26 protein-coding genes and 1 riboswitch are annotated in these 21,156 nt (G+C 59.5%); of the genes, 14 read left to right on the forward strand and 12 right to left on the reverse strand.

The genetic code is table 11. The annotated features are described in order from the left end of the window. Positions 1-278: 278 nt before the first annotated feature. From WF513_RS02555 to WF513_RS02570, 4 genes are all read right to left on the reverse strand, one after another. A complete protein-coding gene (locus tag WF513_RS02555; protein ID WP_339081169.1) occupies positions 279-803 on the reverse strand; it encodes a DUF3299 domain-containing protein in 525 nt (174 codons plus the stop codon). Between the two features lie 8 nt (positions 804-811). Then, positions 812-2,218: an ABC transporter permease gene (locus tag WF513_RS02560; protein WP_339081170.1), complete on the reverse strand. Its 1,407-nt coding sequence runs from the start codon at positions 2,216-2,218 to the stop codon at positions 812-814. Between the two features lie 2 nt (positions 2,219-2,220). Next, positions 2,221-2,931, reverse strand: a complete 711-nt coding sequence (locus WF513_RS02565; protein ID WP_339081171.1) for an ABC transporter ATP-binding protein — start codon at positions 2,929-2,931, stop codon at positions 2,221-2,223. Positions 2,932-3,026: 95 nt separating this feature from the next. After that, positions 3,027-3,623 (reverse strand): DUF2796 domain-containing protein, encoded by a 597-nt coding sequence (locus WF513_RS02570; protein ID WP_339081172.1) that lies wholly within the window; start codon positions 3,621-3,623, stop codon positions 3,027-3,029. Positions 3,624-3,749: 126 nt separating this feature from the next. Here WF513_RS02570 and WF513_RS02575 point away from each other — a divergent pair, with 126 nt between their 5' ends. Beyond that, the gene (locus WF513_RS02575; protein WP_339081173.1) at positions 3,750-4,097 is read left to right on the forward strand and encodes a hypothetical protein; all 348 of its coding nucleotides are present in this window, start codon (positions 3,750-3,752) and stop codon (positions 4,095-4,097) included. 80 nt (positions 4,098-4,177) lie between these two features. Here the strand turns inward: WF513_RS02575 and trxA are convergent, their stop codons facing one another. The 3 genes from trxA to WF513_RS02590 all read right to left on the reverse strand — a co-directional run bounded on the left by trxA (position 4,178) and on the right by WF513_RS02590 (position 6,250). After that, on the reverse strand, positions 4,178-5,050 hold the full coding sequence (gene trxA / locus WF513_RS02580) for a thioredoxin (RefSeq protein WP_339081174.1): 873 nt from the start codon (positions 5,048-5,050) through the stop codon (positions 4,178-4,180). A gap of 100 nt (positions 5,051-5,150) precedes the next feature. Further along, positions 5,151-5,807: a 50S ribosomal protein L11 methyltransferase gene (locus WF513_RS02585; RefSeq protein ID WP_339081175.1), complete on the reverse strand. Its 657-nt coding sequence runs from the start codon at positions 5,805-5,807 to the stop codon at positions 5,151-5,153. Then, entirely contained in the window at positions 5,804-6,250 is a 447-nt protein-coding gene (locus WF513_RS02590; protein ID WP_339081176.1) for a YbaY family lipoprotein, read from the reverse strand. Before WF513_RS02590 ends, WF513_RS02585 begins: the two co-directional genes overlap by 4 nt. Before the next feature lie 115 nt (positions 6,251-6,365). Here WF513_RS02590 and nrdR point away from each other — a divergent pair, with 115 nt between their 5' ends. From nrdR to WF513_RS02655, 13 genes are all read left to right on the forward strand, one after another. Continuing rightward, entirely contained in the window at positions 6,366-6,830 is a 465-nt protein-coding gene (gene nrdR / locus WF513_RS02595; RefSeq protein ID WP_339081177.1) for a transcriptional regulator NrdR, read from the forward strand. Then, positions 6,830-7,948: a bifunctional diaminohydroxyphosphoribosylaminopyrimidine deaminase/5-amino-6-(5-phosphoribosylamino)uracil reductase RibD gene (gene ribD / locus WF513_RS02600; RefSeq protein WP_339081178.1), complete on the forward strand. Its 1,119-nt coding sequence runs from the start codon at positions 6,830-6,832 to the stop codon at positions 7,946-7,948. The genes nrdR and ribD overlap by 1 nt, the downstream gene beginning before the upstream one ends. 79 nt (positions 7,949-8,027) lie before the next feature. Beyond that, positions 8,028-8,188, forward strand: a riboswitch (FMN riboswitch). A 167-nt stretch (positions 8,189-8,355) separates the two neighbouring features. After that, positions 8,356-9,018, forward strand: coding sequence for a riboflavin synthase (locus tag WF513_RS02605; RefSeq protein WP_339081179.1), 663 nt, complete (start codon positions 8,356-8,358; stop codon positions 9,016-9,018). Between the two features lie 12 nt (positions 9,019-9,030). Continuing rightward, entirely contained in the window at positions 9,031-10,125 is a 1,095-nt protein-coding gene (gene ribBA, locus WF513_RS02610) for a bifunctional 3,4-dihydroxy-2-butanone-4-phosphate synthase/GTP cyclohydrolase II (protein WP_339081180.1), read from the forward strand. 51 nt (positions 10,126-10,176) lie between these two features. After that, positions 10,177-10,653: a 6,7-dimethyl-8-ribityllumazine synthase gene (ribE, locus tag WF513_RS02615; RefSeq protein ID WP_339081181.1), complete on the forward strand. Its 477-nt coding sequence runs from the start codon at positions 10,177-10,179 to the stop codon at positions 10,651-10,653. After that, positions 10,650-11,141, forward strand: coding sequence for a transcription antitermination factor NusB (gene nusB, locus WF513_RS02620; RefSeq protein ID WP_339081182.1), 492 nt, complete (start codon positions 10,650-10,652; stop codon positions 11,139-11,141). Before ribE ends, nusB begins: the two co-directional genes overlap by 4 nt. Positions 11,142-11,148: 7 nt before the next feature. Further along, entirely contained in the window at positions 11,149-12,117 is a 969-nt protein-coding gene (gene thiL / locus WF513_RS02625; RefSeq protein WP_339083374.1) for a thiamine-phosphate kinase, read from the forward strand. Further along, the gene (locus WF513_RS02630) at positions 12,110-12,640 is read left to right on the forward strand and encodes a phosphatidylglycerophosphatase A (RefSeq protein WP_339081183.1); all 531 of its coding nucleotides are present in this window, start codon (positions 12,110-12,112) and stop codon (positions 12,638-12,640) included. The genes thiL and WF513_RS02630 overlap by 8 nt, the downstream gene beginning before the upstream one ends. Positions 12,641-12,699: 59 nt before the next feature. Then, entirely contained in the window at positions 12,700-13,386 is a 687-nt protein-coding gene (locus WF513_RS02635) for a transporter substrate-binding domain-containing protein (RefSeq protein WP_339083375.1), read from the forward strand. A gap of 17 nt (positions 13,387-13,403) precedes the next feature. Further along, complete coding sequence (locus WF513_RS02640) at positions 13,404-14,051, forward strand: TIGR02281 family clan AA aspartic protease (protein ID WP_339081184.1); 648 nt, start codon at positions 13,404-13,406, stop codon at positions 14,049-14,051. A gap of 121 nt (positions 14,052-14,172) precedes the next feature. Beyond that, positions 14,173-14,793 (forward strand): GTP cyclohydrolase II, encoded by a 621-nt coding sequence (gene ribA, locus WF513_RS02645; RefSeq protein WP_339081185.1) that lies wholly within the window; start codon positions 14,173-14,175, stop codon positions 14,791-14,793. Next, positions 14,790-15,206: an MFS transporter gene (locus tag WF513_RS02650; protein ID WP_339081186.1), complete on the forward strand. Its 417-nt coding sequence runs from the start codon at positions 14,790-14,792 to the stop codon at positions 15,204-15,206. The genes ribA and WF513_RS02650 overlap by 4 nt, the downstream gene beginning before the upstream one ends. Continuing rightward, positions 15,206-16,003, forward strand: a complete 798-nt coding sequence (locus WF513_RS02655; protein WP_339081187.1) for a cobalamin-binding protein — start codon at positions 15,206-15,208, stop codon at positions 16,001-16,003. Before WF513_RS02650 ends, WF513_RS02655 begins: the two co-directional genes overlap by 1 nt. Positions 16,004-16,098: 95 nt before the next feature. On the opposite strand, the gene WF513_RS02660 is transcribed toward WF513_RS02655, so the two are convergent. The 5 genes from WF513_RS02660 to WF513_RS02680 form a co-directional block, all read right to left on the reverse strand. Beyond that, positions 16,099-16,632: a hypothetical protein gene (locus tag WF513_RS02660; RefSeq protein WP_339081188.1), complete on the reverse strand. Its 534-nt coding sequence runs from the start codon at positions 16,630-16,632 to the stop codon at positions 16,099-16,101. Positions 16,633-16,639: 7 nt separating this feature from the next. Continuing rightward, on the reverse strand, positions 16,640-17,368 hold the full coding sequence (locus WF513_RS02665) for an ABC transporter ATP-binding protein (protein ID WP_339081189.1): 729 nt from the start codon (positions 17,366-17,368) through the stop codon (positions 16,640-16,642). Then, positions 17,359-18,345: an iron ABC transporter permease gene (locus WF513_RS02670; protein WP_339081190.1), complete on the reverse strand. Its 987-nt coding sequence runs from the start codon at positions 18,343-18,345 to the stop codon at positions 17,359-17,361. Before WF513_RS02670 ends, WF513_RS02665 begins: the two co-directional genes overlap by 10 nt. Beyond that, positions 18,333-19,112 (reverse strand): ABC transporter substrate-binding protein, encoded by a 780-nt coding sequence (locus tag WF513_RS02675; RefSeq protein WP_339081191.1) that lies wholly within the window; start codon positions 19,110-19,112, stop codon positions 18,333-18,335. Before WF513_RS02675 ends, WF513_RS02670 begins: the two co-directional genes overlap by 13 nt. An 87-nt stretch (positions 19,113-19,199) precedes the next feature. Then, complete coding sequence (locus WF513_RS02680) at positions 19,200-21,071, reverse strand: TonB-dependent receptor (RefSeq protein ID WP_339081193.1); 1,872 nt, start codon at positions 21,069-21,071, stop codon at positions 19,200-19,202. Between the last annotated feature and the right edge of the window lie 85 nt (positions 21,072-21,156).

Consider the following 21,156-nt stretch of genomic DNA (forward strand, 5'->3'; position numbering starts at 1 on the left):
AGCCATACATTAGGTCTGGTTTTTTATTGGCAGCAAACGGACAGGGTGCCTTATGTAGCCCGGATGTAATCCGGGAAAAGCCTCCTATGCGCTAATAAGTAAGGTGGGTTTGCCGCATGCAGTCATTGCCAGGTATCACGCAGTCTGGGGTGCGGCGTAACCCACCATTAGCGCAACGCGGTGGATCGCGAGGTGGGTTACGCGCCGCGTCATGATCGTGTTTGCTTGATCGGCCGGCGCATTGCGACGCGGACCCACCCTACGGGCCTTAAGGCGTTTTACTCAGCATCCGGCAGCTCATAGGCGTAAATCTTCTCGGCCTCCATCTGGTAGCCGGCATCGGCCAGTTCGCTGCTGGTTTGCTCGACTTTCAACGCGCCTTCGATCCAGAACGGCTGGTACAGCGCATCCATGAGTACGCCCAGTTCAGTGGTGACATGCACGATCTGATTGGAGGGCGGTGCAGGTACATGGATGCACGCACCAAAGTACGGCACCAGCAAAAACTCGGTCACCCGGCCTTCCTCGGTCACATCCAGCGGCACGATATAGCCCGGCAGTTTCACCGATTGGCCATTTAACGCCTGCACAACAGGAGCGTTTGGTGATTGCTGCATGGCCGCCGGCCCGGACTCAGCGAGCGCGTCGGCCAGTTGGGAGAGGTCATGCATGGGTGCCGGTTCAGTGATCTGCACAGGTGCATCGTCGGGGACCATTTCTGACCACGTCAGCTCACGCACCTCAGCAGCCGCCAACGGCAGGGCCAAAATAAGCAGCAGGGTGGCGAGCAGAGAGCGTTGCATGTGGAACCTCATAACCGGATCGATAAACCATCGGCCAAGGATTGCCGATAGGCACGCCAGGCCGGAACACAGCCCATCAACAGTGCAGCGCCCAGAATAGCGCCGAGCAGCGACCACTCATAGCGCGTGGGCAGGCTTAGCGGCAAATACAGGCCGTAGCTTGCTTGGATGTAACCTTGCGCGCCGGCAATGCCCATGTACAGCAACAGTATGCCGAGCAACACGCCGGCCAGCGCGAGGGCAAAGGCTTCGACAATCAGCAGGCTGGCGATATGCCAAGGTCGCGCGCCCACCGAGCGCAGAATGGCCATTTCCCGGCGGCGCTCGTTGAGGCTGGTGAGAATCGCCGTGAGCATGCCAATCAGTCCGGTCAGCACCACAAATAATGACACCACAAACAGCGCTTTCTCAGCAGTGCCCATCAGGCTCCACAGCTCTTGAAGTGCCACGCCGGGCAGGATGGCCAGCAGCGGCTCGCCGCGAAACTCATTGATCTCTCGTTGCAGGCTAAAGGTGGCAATTCTGCTGTTCAGGCCGAGTAGAACGGCGGTGATCTGCTTGGGCTGTAGCGCCTGCACACAGGCTACTGCGCTTGACGCTGCTGCGTTGAAAGCGGGTTCGGAATGCTCATTGAGGCGTGTCTCAACTCCGCTTCCTCGCCCGCTTTCGCCTTGCCCCGTCTGCGCTCGTGACGCTTGTGAGCAGGCGCTAGCCCAATGGCGGACCTGTTCAGCGCTGACCTTGGCTGCGCCGCGCGCCGGCATGCCGTTTTGCCAGTCGACGTGCAGCGCTTCCATACCGGGCAAGGATATATGCAGGGTGCGGTCCACCGGCGTGCCGGTGCGTTTGAGTATGCCGACCACCTTGAAGGGTTTGTCGTCGTGTTTGACCAGGCTGATGGTGGCCACGCCGTGGGCCAGCACCAGTTCTTGATCGAGTTGGTAGTTGAGGGCTTGGGCGACTTCTGCGCCGAGCACCACTTCAAACGGGTCATCCGCGAAGGCGCGCCCGCTGCTCAGTTGCAGGGGTTGGCTGCGGGCATAACGGTAGTGCTCAAAGTAGGTTGGGTTGGTGCCCATTACCCGGTAGCCACGGTGCGAGTCACCCAGCGAAATCGGGATGGCCCACTTAACCTGACGGTGCTCGGCGAAGTGCTCGAAGCTGTCCCAGCGGATGTTGTTGGTGGCATTGCCAATACGGAACACCGAATACAGCAACAGATTAACGCTGCCTGAGCGTGCGCCGACGATCAGGTCGGTACCGCTGATGGTGTTAGCAAAGCTGGCGCGGGCTTCAGTGCGCACGCGCTCAACCGCGAGCAACAAGCACACAGACAGGGCAATGGCGAACACCGTCAGCCACGCGGTAAAGCGGCGGTTGCCAAGGCTGGCGAGGGCGAGACGCAGTAGGTACATCGTTAAATCTCCGCCAGTCGGGTGGCGCGGTTGAGGTCGGCCAACGACAGGCTGCGATCAAACAGTCGCGCCAGGCTTTGGTCATGGCTGACAAACAGCAAGCTGGAACCGGCGGCGCGGCATTCGGCGAACAGCAGTTCGAGAAAGGCCTCGCGGGCGTCGGCGTCCAAGGCTGAGGTGGGCTCGTCGGCGATCACCAACTCAGGTTGGCCGATCAGGGCGCGGGCGGCGGCGACGCGCTGTTGCTGGCCAATCGACAAATCGCCGGCGCGGCGTTCCTGCAGTTCGGGTTGCTGCAAGCCTAAGTGGGCGAGTAGGGCGCTGCTGGCCTTGGCTACACTGCCATGTCGCTGCACGGCACGGCTGGCGCGCAGCGTGGAGAAATGGCAAGGCAACTCAACATTTTCACGCACCGAAAGAAACGGCAGTAGGTTGAATTGCTGAAAGATATAGCCGGTGTGATCGACGCGAAAACGGTCGCGGCTGCCTGCCGATAATTTGCTTAAATCCTGGCCCAGCAACTCAATGCTGCCGCGGTTGGGCTGCTGCACGCCGCCGAGCAGGCCCAGTAAGGTGGTTTTGCCGCTGCCGCTGGGGCCTTTAAGAAATAGGCTTTCGCCGCGTTGCAGGGTGAACGTGGCAATGTCCAGCAGCTCGGGCTGACCGGGCCAGGCAAAGCCTACGTTGGACAGTTGAATCAGGGCTGAACTCATGGGGCAACTCGTCTGGTTCACGCTAGCGGCTGAAGGTGGCGGCGCTTGTACTTTTGCGAGGCGCCAGCGAGAGGACGCCTACATAGGTGCTGAAGTTAAAAGCGCAAAGTTGGCTGCGCAGCTGACAGCTCTAGACCTTGCTGGCCATTCGGGCCGATTAGTTGTACCTGAATTTTTGCGGTGGCGGGGAAGCGCTTGAACAGCTCGCGCAGGTCAAGTTGTTGCAAATCATCAGGCTTCTGGCAGTTGAAGGTGTAATGCGCCTGGATATCGCTGTGCTCGCTGTCATGATTTTTTTCATGGTCATGGTCATGGTCATGGCCTTGCTCAGACTCGGCGAACAGCGGACTTTCCAGCGTTTGCTGGCTCACGCTGCACTCGCCGGCGCTCAGGCTGAACAAGGTCAGCGGTTGCTGTAAGTGGTTGCGAACTGCAGCCACCTTGGCTTTATCGGCAGCACTGTTGGCCGCATGTTCGAAGCCGACTAGGTTCATGGCGGGGCTTTCCAGCTGCAACTCCAGTGCCTTGCCATCGAGCACGATGTTCAATTGGGCGGCGCCATGTTCATGGGCATTGAGGCTGCCATGCTCGTCTTGCGCGTGCTCATGCTCAGCATGCGCATGGCCGTGTTCGGCAGCGCCCGTGGCGAGGGGCAGTAAAGCAAATGGCAGGGCAAGTAGCAGGCGGCGCATGGCAGACTCCGAGCAGAAATAATGGCGTTGTTACGTTATAACAAATTAAGGTAGTTGTGGCCAGCCCTGCTTGGCGGTGCGCTGCGTGCATGGGAGCATGGCCGCTGATCAGAAGAGGGCTGTGTGATGGTACGAATTCGTGGACAAATTGGCGCTTGGCCGGTGGACTTGACGGTTGAGCTGGAGGCGCAGGAATGGGCGCAGCTGGCCCAGCAACTGTCCCCAGAAGCTGCGTCTGCGCCGCACGTTGCTGGCGCCGCTATGACCAACGATGCGCTGTGGCAAACCACACTGGCGCTAGTGCGCCGTGCCGGTCAGGTCGAGGGCCCGCAGTTACTCAGCCAGCTCGCAGGTCTTGCAGGTGGCGAGACGGCGGCTAAGCGTCTGCTGGTGCGGCTCCGTCATTGTGCGCAGGTGCGCATGGAGGCAGGCGCGGATGCGCCGATCTATCACTGGGTGGACGAGCAGGCGTGAGTTGAGGTCGCGCAGCGGCGCTTAACAGCGCCGCTGCGGGTGATGCCGGCTCGCGAGGGCGCGCCCGTTAGCTTGTGTGATTAATAAATCGCTTGATACAGCTTGCGCCGGTACGCGGTGACCAGCGGGTGGTCATTGCCCAGCAGGTCGAAAACTTGCAGCAGGGTCTTGTGTGGCAAGCCATCGGCGTAGTTGCGATTGCGTTTAAACAGCGTCAGCAGGGCGTCCAGCGCCGGCTCGTAGTGCTGGCGTGCCAGTTGCTGGATGGCCAGTTGGTAACAGGCTTCATCGTCTTCGGCATTTAGCCCTAGACGAGTTTTCAGGCTGGCCACCTCCGGCAGCTCGCTGGCTTGGTGCAGAAAGGTCAATTGCGCGCGCGCGCCGGCCAGCGCCTGTTTGTGCTCATCGCCTGTGACCGCAGCTAGCACGCTTTGCGCTTCGTCCAGCTCGCCACGCTCTGCCAGGCAGCGGGCGTAGAGAATCAGCGCGGCGGCCTGTTCATTGTTCTCTGTAAGCAAGACCTTGAGCACTGCCTCGGCGTCGGCAAAACGGCCTTCGCTGAACAGCGCCTGCGCCGCTTCCATTGGGTCGGCAGCCGCCGGGGCAGGTTCGGCGACGTGGGGTTTGAGCATCTCGCGGACTGCTGACTCTGGTTGCGCGCCGGCAAAGCCGTCTACCGGCAGGCCATCTTTGAACAGCACCACCGTGGGTAGGCTGCGGATACCAAAGCGGGTGACGATGTCTTGTTCGAGGTCGCAGTTGACCTTGGCCAGCAGCAGCTCGCCTTGGTATTCCTCGGTAATTTTTGCCAGCAGCGGCATCAGCGCCTTACACGGCGCACACCACTCGGCCCAAAAATCCACCAAAACGGGTTTTTTGAATGAATTCTCGATCACCAGCTGTTCGAAGCTGGCGCTGCCTGCGATATCAAAAATGTAAGGGGAGTCGCTCATGATCGGTCTCGGCTGGGCGCTGGTTATGCTGGGGTTCGGTGCGCGGGGCTATAGATACACTGGACTATAAGTGCGGGCGCGGTGCGCGGGATACAAGGGTTCAAATACGCTCAGCATGGTACAGGCTGACATGACGAAATTCAGCGGGTTCGGCTAAATCTGGCCAGGTAGAGACCTCAAAGGTGCCGAGGCGCTGATACAGCGGATGTTGAAAGTTGCGTACCCGCGAGTCGGCCACCAGTGCTTGGCGGCCACGGCTGAGAAACTGCTCAAGTAGCGGCAAATTAGCGCGGTCATAGAGCACATCGGCCACGATAATCAGGTCGAAGCGATCGGCCTCGCTAAAGAAATCGGCTGAATAACTCAGCGTCACCTGATTCAGCGCGGCGTTAGCCCGGCAGGCGTCGATAGCCAGCGGGTCGAGGTCGCAGGCCACCACCTCCAACGCGCCGGCTTTAGCCGCCGCAATCGCGGCCACACCAGAGCCTGCGCCGAAATCCAATACACGTTTGCCGCGCACCCATTCGCGGTTTTCCGCCAGCCAGCGGGCCAGCACTAGGCCGCTGGCCCAGCAGAAGCACCAGTAAGGCGGCTCCTCAAGGATGAGGCGGGTTTCTTCCGGGCTGAAGCAGCGGTGCATATTCGCCGGGTCAATCAGCCATAGCGTAATGTCGGTGCCTGGCAACGTCTGCGCGCTGAGCTGAGCATCGCCCAGCAGTTCGCTCAACGCTTGCTGCAGGGCGGCGGGTGCACTCATGGTGCCGGCACCAGGCGTAATTCCCCGAGCGCCTGTGTTTCGCTTCGGGTAATGGGTAGCGCAGGCAGGCGCAGTATCAGGCGTCCCGCTTGATTGGCGCGGCCATGCAGCTCGATGCGCGCATGTTTATCGAAGGTTTGCGGGTTGAATGGCAATCGAAACTGCAGCGGGTTGCCAGTGCCCCGCAGCTGGATACTGCCCAGCAGTGCCTGAGGATTGCCGCGCGAGTCGACGGCCAGGAGAGCCAGCTCAATATCAGCAGCAGCGGGCACATTTAACAGGCTACCGCTCAGCTCGCGCTGATAGGCCGGCAGTGGGGCGGTTTGAATCGCGGGCTGAGGCGCTGCTGCAGGCGGCGGTGCTGGGCTGTCGCTGGCGCACCCGCTCATCAGGGCGAGCAGGCTCAGTAAAATCAGCGCTTGCAACGGTGTGTGGGCGTTCATCGAGGGCGTCAATTCCGCTGGTTTGATGGGGCGTCTGTATACCGCAAACCCCTCGGTTTGTCTTGCCAGAGGGATGCGCTACCATGGCTGCTTTCGTTCTCAGGCTGCTTTATTTATGCATTGCCCTTTTTGCGCTGCCAATGACACCAAAGTGATTGATTCGCGGCTGGTTGCCGAGGGTGAGCAGGTGCGTCGTCGGCGCGAATGCTTGGCGTGTGAAGAGCGGTTCACCACCTTTGAGACTGCCGAGCTGGTGATGCCGCGCCTGATCAAGCAGGACGGCAGCCGCCAGCCCTTCGATGAGGACAAGCTGCGTGCCGGCATGCAGCGCGCGTTGGAGAAGCGCCCGGTGAGCATCGAGCGTCTAGAGGCCGCCATCGCCCACATCAAGCACAAGCTGCGCGCCACTGGCGAGCGTGAGGTCAAGTCGCTGGTGCTCGGTGAGTTAGTGATGACCGAGCTGCAAAAGCTTGATGAAGTGGCCTATATACGTTTTGCCTCGGTGTACAAACGCTTTCAGGACCTCAACGAGTTCCGTGAGGAAATTGATCGGTTGTCCCGCGAGCCGGGCAAAGCCTGATGATCAATACCGATCACGCCTTTATGGCGCGCGCGCTGGAGCTGGCCCGTAAAGGCCTGTATTCCACCCACCCCAACCCGCGTGTCGGCTGCGTGATTGTGCAAGACGGGCGCATTGTCGGGGAAGGTTGGCATGCCCGCGCGGGCGAGCCACACGCTGAAGTGCATGCGCTGCGTCAGGCGGGTGAGCACGCCCGTGGCGCGACGGCCTATGTGACCTTGGAACCCTGCAGCCACCAAGGCCGCACGCCGCCCTGTGCTGATGCGCTAATCAATGCCGGGGTTGCCCGCGTGGTTGCCGCCATGCAGGACCCTAACCCGCAGGTCAGCGGTAGTGGTTTGTTGCGCTTGATGCATGCCGGCATCGCCGTGCAGTGCGGTGTGCTGGAGGCTGACGCGCGGGTGCTTAACGCCGGGTTTATTAAGCGTATGCAGCAGGGTTTGCCGTTTGTGCGGGTCAAGCTGGCCATGAGTTTGGATGGGCGCACGGCCATGGCCAGCGGCGAGAGCCAATGGATCACCGGACCGGCCGCGCGTTCTGCAGTGCAGCGATTGCGCGCGCGCTCAAGCGTTGTGCTCACCGGTGCCGATACGGTGCTGGCCGACGGTGCGCGCCTAACCGTACGTGAGAGTGAGTTGGGCTTGAGCCCGGAGCAGAGCTTTATGGCCTTGTCGCGTCAGCCCTTGCGGGTGCTGGTGGATGGGCGTTTGCGGGTGCCGCTGAGCGTGCCGTTCTTTGAGGCGGGTGCGGCCATGGTGGCGACCTGCGCGGCAGCGTCTGCCCGTGATCGCTATCAGGACGATGGACACGAACTATTGGCGGTGCCGGGCAGCAACGGGCATGTTGACCTGCGCAAACTGCTGGCCGAGTTAGCGACGCGCGGCGCCAACGAGGTGTTGGTCGAAGCCGGCCCACGCCTAGCGGGAGCATTTGCCCGCTTAGGGTTGGTGGATGAATACCAGTTGTTTGTTGCCCCCAAGCTGCTTGGCTCCAGCGCGCGTCCGCTGCTGGATTTACCGTTGGCGCGAATGGCCGATGCGCCGGCGCTAAAGATTGTAGAGATGCGCGCCGTGGGTGATGACTGGCGCATTATTGCGGTGCCGCAGCCAGTGGAATGATAGGCAGTTGGCCGGTGTTTGCCGATGCAGAGCGGCGGCCATCTGTGGTAAAACGCGTCTCGCCTGCGCACGCAGGCCTTAACGTTCTCAGGGCGGGGTGTAATTCCCCACCGGCGGTAATGGCTGCAAAAGCCTAGCCCGCGAGCGCTTGCAGAGGTGCTGTAAAGTACGCTGCAAGGTCAGCAGACCCGGTGTGATTCCGGGGCCGACGGTTAAAGTCCGGATAAAGAGAGAGCGGGATTGCCTCAAAAGGCGCGCTTAGGCGTGCCTGGACATCCCTTTCGATCAAACGCGCTCTGTTTTTTTATAAAACAGGAGTTGGTCTTAATGTCTGATTTTTATTCTGTGCCCCGCGCGACTGGCCTTATCCGCCAGCGCTTTGTCGTGGGCGCTAAACAGGGGGTGGCATGTTTACCGGCATAATCGAAGCTATTGGCAGTATCCGTGCGCTGACGCCCAAAGGCGGTGATGTGCGGGTGTATGTGGCGACCGGCAAACTCGACCTGCATGACGTCAAACTCGGCGACAGCATCGCGGTAAATGGTGTGTGCCTGACGGCTGTAGAGCTACCGGGTGATGGTTTTTGGGCCGATGTAAGCCGCGAAACGTTGGCCTGCACCGGCTTTGTTGACCTCAAGGCCGGCAGCAAGGTCAACCTGGAAAAAGCCCTGACGCCCACCAGCCGCCTTGGCGGTCACCTGGTCAGCGGGCACATTGATGGCGTCGGTGAGGTCGTTGCGATGGCGGAAAATGCCCGTGCGTGGCAATTCACCATTCGCGCGCCCCGTGAGTTGGCCAAGTACATCGCCCATAAGGGCTCGATCACCGTTGATGGCACCAGCCTGACGGTTAATTCGGTGAACGGTGCCGAATTTGAGCTGACTATCGTGCCGCATACCTTGGCTGAGACCATCATGGTCGACTACCACGTCGGCCGGAAGGTCAACCTTGAAGTAGACCTTTTAGCCCGTTACCTGGAGCGGCTGTTGCTCGGTGACAAAGCTGCCGATCCGCACGGTTCAGGCATGAGCGAAAGTTTTCTTGCCGAACACGGCTACATAAAGAATTAAGGAATCGCCAGCATGGCTCTTAACACGATTGAAGAACTGGTCGCAGACATCCGCGCCGGCAAAATGGTCATTCTTATGGATGATGAGGACCGCGAGAATGAGGGTGATCTGATCATCGCCTCCGAAGCAGTCACCGCCGAACACATCAACTTTATGGCGCGCTTTGCCCGTGGCTTGATCTGCATGCCGATGACCCGCGAGCGCTGCGAAACCCTCAAGTTGCCGCTGATGGCGCCGCGCAACGGTTCCGGTTTTGGCACCAAGTTCACCGTCTCCATTGAAGCAGCTGAAGGCGTTACCACCGGTATCTCCGCAGCGGATCGGGCGCGTACCGTGCAGGCGGCTGCAGCCAAAAATGCCAAGGCCGATGACATTGTCAGCCCAGGCCATATCTTCCCGCTGATGGCGCAAGCCGGCGGTGTGCTGGCGCGTGCGGGCCACACGGAAGCGGCGTGCGATTTGGCGCGGATGGGCGGCTTTGAGCCGAGCGGGGTGATCTGCGAGATCATGAACGACGACGGCACCATGTCGCGTCGCCCTGAGCTGGAAGTGTTCGCAGCTGAGCACGGCATCAAGATCGGCACCATCGCTGATTTGATTCACTACCGCCTGATCCACGAGCGCACCGTTGAGCGCGTCAGCGAGCAGGTGTTGGACAGCGAGTTGGGCCAGTTTAATCTGGTCACCTACCGCGACTCGGTTGAGCATGATGTGCACATGGCGCTGACCCTTGGCGAAATTTGCGCCGAAGAGCCGACCCTGGTGCGCGTGCACAACATGGACCCGCTGCGGGATCTGTTTATGGTCAACCAGCCCGGTCGTTGGAGCCTGCGTGCAGCCATGGCTGAGGTGGCTAAAGATGGTAGCGGCGTCGTGCTGCTGCTGGGCAACCCGCTGACTGGGCCGGACCTGCTGGCGCACTTGGAGCGGCAGTTAGGCAGCGATGTAAAAATTGCCACCCCGACCACCTACAGCACCGTCGGTGCCGGTTCGCAGATTCTGCGTGACCTCGGCGTGCGTAAAATGCGCGTGATGAGTTCGCCGATGAAGTTCAATGCGATATCCGGTTTTGACCTGGAAGTTGTAGAATACTTGCCCGCTGAATAATCCCACCGGCCGCCATCGGCGGTCTGGCTCTTTGAATAGACGAGACGCGTTATGAACCTGAAGACCATCGAAGGTACTTTTATTGCCCCCAAGGGCCGCTTTGCACTGGTCGTCGGCCGCTTTAACAGCTTCGTTGTTGAAAGCCTGGTAAGCGGCGCGGTTGACGCCTTGGTTCGTCACGGCGTGAGCGAAAGCAACATCACCATCATCCGCGCGCCGGGTGCCTTCGAGATTCCCTTGGTGGCGCAGAAAGTCGCCCAGCGTGGCGATTTCGACGCGATCATCGCCCTTGGTGCGGTGATTCGTGGTGGCACACCGCACTTCGAATACGTAGCCGGCGAGTGCACCAAGGGCTTGGCCATGGTTTCCATGGAGTTTGGCGTACCGGTTGCGTTCGGCGTGTTGACGGTGGATTCCATCGAGCAAGCCATTGAGCGTTCCGGCACCAAAGCGGGCAACAAAGGTGCAGAAGCGGCCATGTCTGCCCTAGAAATGGTCAGCCTGATGGCACAGTTGGAGGCCAAGTGAGCCAGACTGACGGTAATGGGCAGCCGCCACATGCGCCAAAAAAAGGCCCGAGCAGCAAAACCCTCGCACGCCGCCAGGCGCGTACGTTGGCCATGCAAGCCTTGTATTCTTGGCACATGGCCGGGCAGCAGCTGAACGAAATCGAAGCGCAGTTTCGCGTCGACAACGACTTCAGCACGGTGGACGGCGCTTATTTTCACGAGATCTTGCACGGCGTGCCGCGGCAGAAAACTGAAATTGATGGCGCGTTTGAATCCCTGCTAGACCGCCCGCTGGATGAAATCGATCCCGTTGAGCTGTCAATCTTGCGCCTGTCGACCTTCGAACTGAAAAACCGCATTGATATCCCGTATCGCGTGGTAATCAACGAAGGCATTGAGCTGGCCAAAGTGTTTGGTGCAACCGACGGTCACAAGTTCGTCAACGGTGTACTGGACAAGCTGGCGCCAATGTTGCGCGCTGATGAAGTCCGCGCCCACAAGCGCTAAACCGCTCGTGGGTGAGTTTGAGCTGATCCGTCATTACTTCGCCGCTGCGTCCTGTGCGCAGGCGGGCGAAGGCGTGGCATTGGGTATTGGCGACGATTGTGCCTTGCTGGAGTTGCCGGCTGGCGAGCACCTGGCAATCTCCACTGACACCTTGGTAGCCGGGGTGCATTTCCCTGAATCGCCCGATCCTTTTCTGCTCGGCCAGCGCGCATTAGCTGTCTCAGTCAGCGACCTCGCGGCGATGGGCGCGGCGCCTGTTGGTTTTACCTTGGCCCTGACCTTACCCAGTGTGCAGCCAGATTGGCTGCAGGCGTTTGCTCAGGGCTTGGATCAGATGGCGCAGCGTTGCGCTATTCGCTTGATCGGCGGCGACACCACCCGCGGTCCTCTGAGTCTCACCCTGACTGTCTTCGGCCGCGTGCCCGCCGGTATGGCGTTGACGCGCGCAGGTGCGCAAGTCGGCGATCTTGTGTGCGTGGGCGGTGAGTTGGGTGATGCTGCCGGTGCGTTACCGCTGGTGCTGGGGCAGCGGCAGGCTGAGCCGATGGTGGCAAAGGCGCTGCTGGCGCGTTATTGGTCGCCCATGCCGCAGCTTGAGCTGGGCTTGGCTCTGCGCGGCAAAGCCACCGCTGCGCTGGATATATCCGATGGCTTACTCGCCGATTGCGGGCATATTGCGGCGGCGTCTGCTGTGGCATTAATCATCGAGCAGGCGCGTGTGCCGCTGTCCGCTGCTTTACTGGCATTGGCCGGGGAGTCGATGGCGCATCAGTGCGCATTGACAGGTGGCGACGACTACTGCTTGGCCTTTACCTTGCCGGCGCAGTATTTACCTGAGTTACAACTGGCCGGCATACCGGTGTGGGTGATTGGCCGAGTGGCGGCCGGTCAGGGTGTTACCCTGCTGGGCCCAAACGGTCAGCCCGTTCAGCTGCCCCATGGCGGCTATCAACATTTTGGAAGTGTCCGTGACTGATCATCCCAACCAAGTTCCTGCCGAGTGTGTGCCGCCTTCGGTATGGCGTAATCCTTGGCATTTCCTGGCCTTCGGTTTTGGCTCGGGCACCTTGCCCAAAGCCCCCGGTACTTGGGGCTCGCTGGTGGCGCTGCCGTTTATCCCGTTGCTGCAGATGCTCCCGGATTGGGGCTATTGGCTGATGCTCGGCGTCACCATGCTGTTTGGCTTCTGGTTATGCGGCAAAGTCGCTGACGACCTGCGCGTGCATGACCACGAAGGCATCGTCTGGGACGAAATGGTCGGCATGTGGATTACGCTCTGGCTGGTCCCCGACGGCTGGGGCTGGCTGCTGCTAGGCTTCCTGTTGTTCCGCCTGTTCGACATCCTCAAGCCATGGCCGATTCGTTGGATTGATCGGCAGGTGCATGGCGGTGTCGGCATCATGCTGGATGATGTGCTGGCCGGGGTGTTCGCGTGGATGGCTCTGCAACTGATCGTCTGGGGCTGGGCTAACGGGCTTGCTGCTGCGCTGGGCTGGTGATTACAAAGGAATCGTAAATGGGCCGCTGCTTTAAGTGGTTGCTGTTATTGGCTGTGGGCATGAGCAGTGCGATGGCGTGCGCTGCGCTGCCGACGCATGTCCGAATTGCCAGCGAGGTGTGGGAGGGCTACACCCATGCCGACGGCAGTGGCTTGGCCTGGGATATTTTTCGCGCGGTGTATGAGCCTGCTGGCGTGCAGTTGAGCATCCAGAGTGTGCCTTATACGCGCTCGATTGGCCTGGTGCAGCGCGGCGCTGCCGATGCCTGGGCGGGTTCCTACTTAAATGAAGTCGAGCAGGGCGTGTTCTACCCGCGCCGCAGTTATGACGTCGACCAAATCGCCGCGCTCAGCCTGCGTAGCAAACCAGTCCCCAGCCTAGCCAGCCTCGGCGAGTTCCGCCTGGCATGGATGCGCGGTTACGAATACCAGCGTTATTTGCCAAATTTGCACCAGTACCGCGAAGTTCTCCGGCGTGACGGTATCCTCAGCATGCTGGATGCAGGGCGTGCGGATTTTTATCTGGATGCGGTGACGGAAGTCGATGACGTTCTAAGCACCTCGAGTCAGCCGGCTCAATACCGAGTCACGGCGCTGACCCAATTACCGATCTACCTAGGCTTTGCCGATAACCCTCGTGGCCGAGCCTTGGCTGAGCTGTTCGACAAACGTATGGACGCTTTGGTGGCAGACGGCAGCTTGCGGCTGATCTTCCAGCGTTGGCAGCAACCTTATCCATTTGAATAACCTGTGCGAGACAGTCCATGTACGCCTTGAAAATTATCTTCTTGAGCCTGTCGCTGTTCCTTAGTGGTGCAGCCATAGCCACCACTCAGGTGCGTGTCGTCGGCCTATTTCCTGGCGCTGCAGTGCTCAACATTGAGGGCCAGCGCAAGCTGGTCAAGGTTGGTCAAATCGGTCCTCGCGGTGTCGTCGTGGTCAGTGCTGATAGCCGTGGCGCGGTGCTACGTGTCGACGGTGTTGAGCGTAACTACAGCCTCAGCCGCGAATACAGCGAAGGCTTTGCCGAGGCGCAAAAAAAGCAACTCAGCGTCGCCAAAGGCATCGGTGGGCATTACTGGGTGGCCGGCTCGGTCAATAGCCAGTCGATCCAGTTTCTGGTGGACACCGGCGCCACCTCGGTGGCCTTGAATGATGAGCACGCCCGCCGTCTCGGTATCGATTACCGGGTTGTCGGGGCGCCTTTACAAGTCAGCACTGCCAGCGGTACAGCCCGTGGCTGGCGGGTAACGCTGGACCGGGTCAAGATCGGTGAGTTGGAAGTGCTGGGCGTCGAGGCCGTGGTGCTGGAAGGCGGCTCGCCAGCCGAAGCGCTGCTGGGCATGAGCTTCCTCAACCGAGTTGGCTGGAAGGTTGAGCAAGATATGTTGGTGTTGGAGTCCAAGTACTGAACGGCCGCGTTTTGCGCCGGCTTGATCCTTATCATCAGTAATTCAGGCTGACCCGCTGCTGGGGCCTGCTGTTACAATGCCAGCCTATTTCTTCCTGTCCATTTCCTTCTAGGAGCATCCGGTGCCCGTCGTTTTTGTCGCCGCCTCCCAACTGCCTACGCCTTTTGGCATGTTCACCATGCATGGCTTCCTTGAGCAAACCTCTGGCAAAGAGCACGTCGCTCTGACCTTTGGTGACGTGGCCGATGGCGCGCCTGTGCTTGGCCGCTTGCACTCTGAATGTTTGACGGGCGACGCGTTGTTCAGCCTGCGTTGTGATTGCGGTTTCCAGCTGGAAGCCGCGATGCGTGCCATTGCCGCTGAAGGCCGAGGCGTGTTGCTTTACCTGCGCCAAGAAGGCCGCGGCATCGGCCTGCTGAATAAAATCCGTGCTTATGAGCTACAAGATGGCGGCGCCGATACGGTAGAAGCCAACGAGCGCCTAGGCTTTGGCGCTGACCTGCGTGATTACGCGATTTGCCTGCCAATGCTTGAACATCTGGGCATCAGCCAGCTCAAACTGATGACTAATAACCCGCGCAAGGTCAAAGCATTGGGGGAGATGGGCATCAATGTGGCGACCCGCGTGCCGCTGCAGATCGACCACAACCCCTACAACCAGAAATACCTGGCGACCAAAGCCGGCAAGCTTGGGCATATGCTCGGTAGCCTGCATCAGGGCGAGGTTGAGGAGGCTCTGTGAAACGCAGCGAAGTACGTCGCCGACTGGCGTTGGAATGGTGGCGGCAGCTGGCTATAGCCTTAGCGCCACTGTTTGTGATTAATCTGCTGTTTGGCGCTGACCTGCAAACAGGTCTTTTGACCATGCCGGTATTTATTGCCGGCGTTGCCTCTATGTTTGTCAGCCTGCCGTTGTTTACCGCCTACAAGCACGCGTTGGTGGCCACTGAAAAAGCCCTCGATACCCCGGATGAGCACGACGCTTGGCTTAAACTGGCGCGTGTACGCCGCTCGGGATTTCTCGGCGCGGCCCTGCCAGCCTGGATTGCGGCGCTGGCTGTGTTCGCTGGCCTGGAGGCGATTCCGCTGATCCTGCTGGCGATATCCAGCATCGTCATGCTGTGCCTCTACCGCATTCCCCGCCAACTCAGCTGATGCATGCCGCCGCCCTCGGTTTGCTGCTATTGCTGGCTTGGCCTGCAGCGGCAGTCGAGCGAGTGGTGACGCTGACCCCCTCCCTGACTGAAATTATGCTGGAGTTAGACGCCGGCGACCTGCTGGTCGGCTTGCTTGATGGCGGGGAGCGTCCGCCAGGCCTGCAGCATCTGCCGTCAGTGGGTGATTTCGGCCAGCTTGAACTGGAGAGCCTGCTTACGCTGCAGCCCGATTTAGTCTTGCTCTGGCCAGATAGCATCAGCGGCGCACAACGTCAGCAACTGCAAAGTCTCGGTATACCGGTAATGATTGTCGAGCCACGCAAGCTGGCTGATCTGGCCACGCAATTTGCTGAGATTGGCGCCCGTATCGGCCGTGCCGATCAGGGTCAGCGTCTGCAGCAGCAATTCAACCAAGGCCTGCAGCGCCTGAGCCAGCGTTATCAGCGTACGCGGCCGCTGCGGCTGTTTTATCAAGTGTGGGATACGCCGCTGTACACCCTTGGCGGCCAGCAGATCATCAGCGATGCCTTACGCGTCTGTGGCGCCGAGAACATTTTTGCTGACCTCACCTTGCCTGCCCCGCAAGTCAGTGTGGAGGCGGTACTTGAACGCAACCCCGAGGTTATTCTGGCTAGCAACCCACAACAGCTAGATGCCTGGCGCATCTGGCCGGGAATCACTGCAGTGTCGCGTAAGCAATTGTGGCAGGTGCCGGATCAAGGCCTGGAACGGCCGAGCTTTCAGATGCTGGGGGTGTTGGAGAAAATGTGTGAGCAGTTGAGCGAAGCACACTAATGCCGCGCTTCTTCAGCGCGCAGCCGCTACGTAGCGCCTTTTGAGCAAGCGCTAACCCTGCGGCCCAAACACTATGACGTCATGCATGCAATGGGTTAGCGGCCGTAGCTTTTACTGATAAAGACCGTTTCGCTGATGTTGCGCCGTTTGTTGATGACCAAGCACAGGGTAAAAAAGAAGTTGCACATCATGTTGCATAAGCGCGGCAGGACCAGTGCAACAGTTTTGCCTTCCTGATCAACACGAACCATCGCGCGAATGGCTTTTTTTGCCGCCGAGCGAGCCTGGTGCAATTGCACCACAGGGGCCTGGCCGCGTGGCAGGACAAATCCCTTGAGCAGTTCGCCTGCCTCCAGTTGGTAATGCGTCAGGCGGCCTTGCAGCCATTCAATATCACATTCTTCAATGGCCAGTCGGCCACGAATCGAACCATTCACATGGAAGGCCAGTGGCTGTAATTGCTCAAGATCTGCCGCTATATCGGGCATGTCATGCGGCAGGTAAGCGAGAGCCGCGCCGATGATGCCGCACAGCTCATCCGTGATGACCTCAAAGTCGCAAAGCGCCGAGGTTTCTTGGATAAATGGGTAGCACACTTCATCAAAATTTTTGCTGAGCTTCAGGGCCATGGAATGTCTACCTAGGGACGATTAGCGGAGGCGTAACAGTGAAGTCGATATGCGCCTGTACCTTAAATACAGCGCTGATATTCGCCTCAGTCAATACCTGTTGCGGGGTGCCAATGGCATGTATGCGGCCGTGGTTGAGCAGGCAAAGTTTGTCGCAGTAACGTGCCGCGAGGGCCAGATCATGAATGGAAAGGATGACTGACTGTGCGTCTTCAGCGTAGCCGCGCAATGACTGCATGATCTGTTGCTGATAGTACAGGTCGAGGCTGGCCACCGGCTCGTCTGCCAACAGCAGCATCGGTTGTCCGGCCAGCACGCGGGCCAGCCACACCCGTGATTGCTCACCGCCCGAGAGGGTATCCACTCGACGTGTGCGCCACTCGCTTACGCCTGTTTGCGCCATGGCGTTGGCGATGGCTGGCGCATCCTCATCGGCCCACGGCAGGCGGCCGAGCGTGACAATATCTTCCACGCTCAGCGACCAAGCACTGTGGCTGGCTTGTGGCACAAAGGCGATTTTCTGTGCGCGGGTCTGGCTCGGCAGGTGAGCAAGATTAGCGCCGGCAAACTCGACGCGCCCACGGTAAGGCAGAATGCCGGCCAGGCAATGCAGCAGCGTCGATTTACCTGAGCCATTGGGGCCGATGATGCCAAGCATTTCACCGTGCGCCAGGTTAAGAGACACATCATTCAGGCGTTGTCCGACATTGAGTTGTTCAAGGCGAATCAGATCCACTGCTTGCGCTCCCGCCATACCAGCCAGATGAACAGGGGCGCGCCTAGCAGTGAGGTCAGTACCCCTAGCTTCAGTTCGCGCCCCGGCGGTAACAAGCGCACGCCAATATCAGCCAGGCACACCAAGCTCGCGCCAGCCAGCATCGCGGGCAGCAGCAGGCGCTCCGGCCTATGCCGGACCAGTGGGCGCAACAGGTGCGGCACCAGCAAGCCGACGAAGCCAATGCTGCCAGCAACGGCCACTGCCGAGCCGACCAAGACTGCCGCTCCGAGTACGATTAGACGGCTGCCACGTTTGTAGTGCAGGCCCAAGCTTTGCGCGACCTGCTCGCCAAGGCTCAGCGCGCTGAGTAAGCGCCGCTGGCTGAAAATCAGCGTCGCTCCCAGCGCCAGCGCTGGGGCAAGCAGCCATAAATGATCCAGGCCACGCTCAGAAACCGAGCCTAACAGCCAGAACACCAGCTCCTGCATGGCATAAGGATTAGGTGCAAAGTTCAGCACGGTCGCCAATGCGGCGCCGCCGAGGGTTGAGATTGCCAGCCCTGCCATGATGACCATATGGGGTCGGGCCGAACCCGCCAGCGCCAGCATTAACAGCAACGCCGCACCTGCGCCGATCAGTCCGGCCACGCCAGGCGCGAGCACTCCGAGGCCCGGCATCAGGCCAAAATAAAACACCCCGGCGGCGCCCAGCGCTGCGCCTTGGCTTGCGCCGGTCAAGCTGGGATCCGCCAAGGGGTTACGCAGCAGCCCTTGCAGCGCAGCGCCACTCAGGCCCAGAGCGGCGCCCACGGCGAGGGCGATTAACGTACGTGGCAGGCGTATTTCACCGATGACGATGGCGGCCAAGCTGTTACGGCCACTCATCCAATCGATAAGCCCGGGAATTATGGGCACTGAGGCAGAGCCAATACTGAGGGAAGCCAGCGCACTCACCAGCATCAGCAGAAGCAGGCCGGGGGTTACTAATCGAGCCATTGGTGCAGTTGTCCTATTAGTTCCCAGGTCAAAGGGCCGGGGCATTGCCAGCGCCAGTAATCGGTGCGCAGCCAGTTTTCGGGTGGCACGGTTTTGCGTAAAACCGGGTGCTCGGCGAAGCGATTAGCCAGCGCCTGATGGTCTGGCGCGGCGTAGATAATGGCGTCAGGTGGGTCGCGGCTAATAAGCTCTAGATCCAGCTGAACATAGCCTGAGTCCGTCAGGTAATTACGCCAGCCAGCCTGCTCGATAATCTGTTGCTCGAACGTGTCTCGGCCTGTGCCCATACCGTTGGGGCCGAGCAACAGTAAACGTTTGGCATTCGCGTGAGGTGCGATTAGCTCCGGTGTGGGCTGCGCCTGAGCGGGATCCAAGCCAAGTAGCTGCAGGATGCGCCGTTCATAAGGCTCTACCTCTGTTAGCGTCACCGGCAGCGGCAGCACCTCGACGCGCACGCCCAAGGCTTGCAGTCGCCCACGTAACATCACCGCGCTGTACTGGCCAACCAGCACCAGATCTGGCTGCAGTTGCACGAGTTGCTCCAGCGAGCCATCGTGCGTCGGCCATTGGCCCTGTAGACCGGGAAGTGCATAGCGCTGATGCATGGGCGACAGCGCCAGCACCTGTGAGGGATTCGCATACTGGGTTAGCGCCCAGTCCATGCAGAGGTCGAGGGAGGCAACATGTTGCGGCGCGCCGGCCTGACTGCTGCCAGGTAGCCACGCCCACACAGTGCAGGTGAGTGAAACGATCAGGTGGCGCAGCACAGCATTATCCCAAAGTAGGGCGCAGGTTGATGCGCGGCGAGCCGCGCACCAAGTCAACATAGACAAAGCGCAGCGCTTTACGCAGGTTTACAGGTCTGGCGTCCAGGTGACGGACAGTCGGGCGCTTCGGCCTTCTTCTTGATAAGGGAAGTAGCTGCTTTGGAATGTGCTGAAGTCGAATACGCTGTACAAAGCGGAGCTGTAAGTTTTGTTTAGAGCATTATCGACTGTCAGGCCCAGTTTAATTTCCGGGTTAGCCTGCCAACTGCTGCGAAGGTTGAGTAGGCCGTAACCGGCGACTTCCTGCGTATTGGCGGCATCTGAATAAGCACGACTTAATGCCTGCCAGGTGGCGCCAATGGTTAAGCGGTTGAACTGGCGATCCACGTCTAGGTTCAGTGTGCGTTTGGCCCTGCGAGCCAAGGTTTTACCGGTATCACGGTCGCGAGGGTCGATCACGCTAACGCCAAGCACTGTTTGCCAGCCTAGGACGGCTTGCTGCAACTCAGCTTCGAAACCGTGTATGCGAGCGGTCGCAATATTTTGCTGTGTGAAACTACTGTCGGACACAATGGCGTCTCGGATATCTGTACGGTAAACCGATGCTTCCAGGCGCGTGTCTTCTGCCAGTTGGCTGCGCCACTGCAGTTCATAGCTTTTCGAGTGTTCCGGCTTGAGGTTAGGGTTGTCATACCCCGGGAAGTAAAGATCAGCAAAAGTCGGTGCGCGGAAGCCTTCGCTGTAAGACAGGATCAGTTCGTTAGCGGCATTCACGGGAAGGCTCAGAGCACCATTCCACGTGTTCTGGCTGCCATATTGCTCATTCTTGTCATGGCGCATGCCCAGCTCGGTGCTGAAGTGCTCGCCTTGAAACCGATGTTGGGCCAAGGCGGCTTGGTTCCAGCGCGTACTTTCGGCAAAGTTATTGTCGTTGTTGAGTTGATCCTCATACCAATCCGCGCCAAGGATCAGGCTTTGGCTGTCGCTTAGGTGCAGGGTATTTATGGACGCTGCGGAATTACGGTAAGTGCTGAATGCGCTGCTGGAATCACTGTCATCGGCGCGGTTGAAGCGACGATTTTCGCTATGGCCGACTTCCAAACGGCTTTGCCAGATGTCGTTGACCTTGCCATCTACAAACGTCGACACATTACTGATCTTGAATTCGTCATACGGCTTGTCACCTAGCCAGCCTTGGTCGTATTCACTTTCGCCACGAAGGTCAAGTACGTTGATGCCCAGCTCTAAGCGCTCGTTGAAACTGTGGCCTAAGTTGAAGCTGACAGAGTTATTACGGTAGGCATCGTTGTCTTGGTCTGGGCCATTGTCGCTGTTGGTGCGATCAATACCGTCGGTATCTTCAGAGGCGACAGATAGGTTGAAGCGTGTGTTGTCGTCGCCGCCGGAAAGCCCTGCGCTTCGCTCCCAGCTATTGCGGCTGCCATAGCCCAGGTGCAAGCGAGGTTTGAGGCCTTCGCCGCTCGCGCGACGAGTGAATACTTGGATAACACCGCCGATAGCGTCGGCCCCATACATTGCTGAGCGCGAGCCACGCAGTACTTCTATGCGCTCGATTTGTTCGACGCTGAGTGTTTCTAGAGCAGCTGTGCCGCTATCGGCACTGTTAAACCGCTGTCCGTCAATCAGCATAAGGGTTTGCGCTGACTTGGTACCACGCAAGTAGATGCCTGTTAGGCTTCCGCGTCCGCCGCTTTGGCCTATTTGCATGCCGGGCACACGGCGCAACAGGTCGGCTACGCTGCGGGGCTGCAAGCGCTCTATGTCAGCGCGGGTAAAAACCGTGCTGGCGCTGGAAGACTCGTTACGCTTTTGGACGGCGCGATTAGCGGTGATCAGGGAGTCAGGCAGCTTAAGTGCTTCGTCGTGTGACGGTGTTTCGGCAAAGCTGTAGCCGGGCGATAGCAGCGCCACAGCCAGGGCAAGACGGGATAATTTCATCTAGATAATCCTCAAAAGATAAGAAACTTTTGAGGAGGGCAGGTGCAAGAACAGGCACGCGCAAACGCAGCCTGAGCTTGACGGT

The organism is Pseudomonas sp. TMP9 (assembly GCF_037943105.1).
Lineage (GTDB): Bacteria > Pseudomonadota > Gammaproteobacteria > Pseudomonadales > Pseudomonadaceae > Aquipseudomonas.

What these genes read in the sequence shown, in the direction of transcription:
- WF513_RS02555 (WP_339081169.1), bottom strand. Translation starts at nt 803, where the DNA reads ATGCAACGCTCTCTGCTCGCCACCCTGCTGCTTATTTTGGCCCTGCCG.
- WF513_RS02560 (WP_339081170.1), bottom strand. Translation starts at nt 2,218, where the DNA reads ATGTACCTACTGCGTCTCGCCCTCGCCAGCCTTGGCAACCGCCGCTTT.
- WF513_RS02565 (WP_339081171.1), bottom strand. Translation starts at nt 2,931, where the DNA reads ATGAGTTCAGCCCTGATTCAACTGTCCAACGTAGGCTTTGCCTGGCCC.
- WF513_RS02570 (WP_339081172.1), bottom strand. Translation starts at nt 3,623, where the DNA reads ATGCGCCGCCTGCTACTTGCCCTGCCATTTGCTTTACTGCCCCTCGCC.
- WF513_RS02575 (WP_339081173.1), top strand. Translation starts at nt 3,750, where the DNA reads ATGGTACGAATTCGTGGACAAATTGGCGCTTGGCCGGTGGACTTGACG.
- trxA (WP_339081174.1), bottom strand. Translation starts at nt 5,050, where the DNA reads ATGAGCGACTCCCCTTACATTTTTGATATCGCAGGCAGCGCCAGCTTC.
- WF513_RS02585 (WP_339081175.1), bottom strand. Translation starts at nt 5,807, where the DNA reads ATGAGTGCACCCGCCGCCCTGCAGCAAGCGTTGAGCGAACTGCTGGGC.
- WF513_RS02590 (WP_339081176.1), bottom strand. Translation starts at nt 6,250, where the DNA reads ATGAACGCCCACACACCGTTGCAAGCGCTGATTTTACTGAGCCTGCTC.
- nrdR (WP_339081177.1), top strand. Translation starts at nt 6,366, where the DNA reads ATGCATTGCCCTTTTTGCGCTGCCAATGACACCAAAGTGATTGATTCG.
- ribD (WP_339081178.1), top strand. Translation starts at nt 6,830, where the DNA reads ATGATCAATACCGATCACGCCTTTATGGCGCGCGCGCTGGAGCTGGCC.
- WF513_RS02605 (WP_339081179.1), top strand. Translation starts at nt 8,356, where the DNA reads ATGTTTACCGGCATAATCGAAGCTATTGGCAGTATCCGTGCGCTGACG.
- ribBA (WP_339081180.1), top strand. Translation starts at nt 9,031, where the DNA reads ATGGCTCTTAACACGATTGAAGAACTGGTCGCAGACATCCGCGCCGGC.
- ribE (WP_339081181.1), top strand. Translation starts at nt 10,177, where the DNA reads ATGAACCTGAAGACCATCGAAGGTACTTTTATTGCCCCCAAGGGCCGC.
- WF513_RS02635 (WP_339083375.1), top strand. Translation starts at nt 12,700, where the DNA reads ATGAGCAGTGCGATGGCGTGCGCTGCGCTGCCGACGCATGTCCGAATT.
- WF513_RS02640 (WP_339081184.1), top strand. Translation starts at nt 13,404, where the DNA reads ATGTACGCCTTGAAAATTATCTTCTTGAGCCTGTCGCTGTTCCTTAGT.
- WF513_RS02655 (WP_339081187.1), top strand. Translation starts at nt 15,206, where the DNA reads ATGCATGCCGCCGCCCTCGGTTTGCTGCTATTGCTGGCTTGGCCTGCA.
- WF513_RS02660 (WP_339081188.1), bottom strand. Translation starts at nt 16,632, where the DNA reads ATGGCCCTGAAGCTCAGCAAAAATTTTGATGAAGTGTGCTACCCATTT.
- WF513_RS02670 (WP_339081190.1), bottom strand. Translation starts at nt 18,345, where the DNA reads ATGGCTCGATTAGTAACCCCCGGCCTGCTTCTGCTGATGCTGGTGAGT.
- WF513_RS02680 (WP_339081193.1), bottom strand. Translation starts at nt 21,071, where the DNA reads ATGAAATTATCCCGTCTTGCCCTGGCTGTGGCGCTGCTATCGCCCGGC.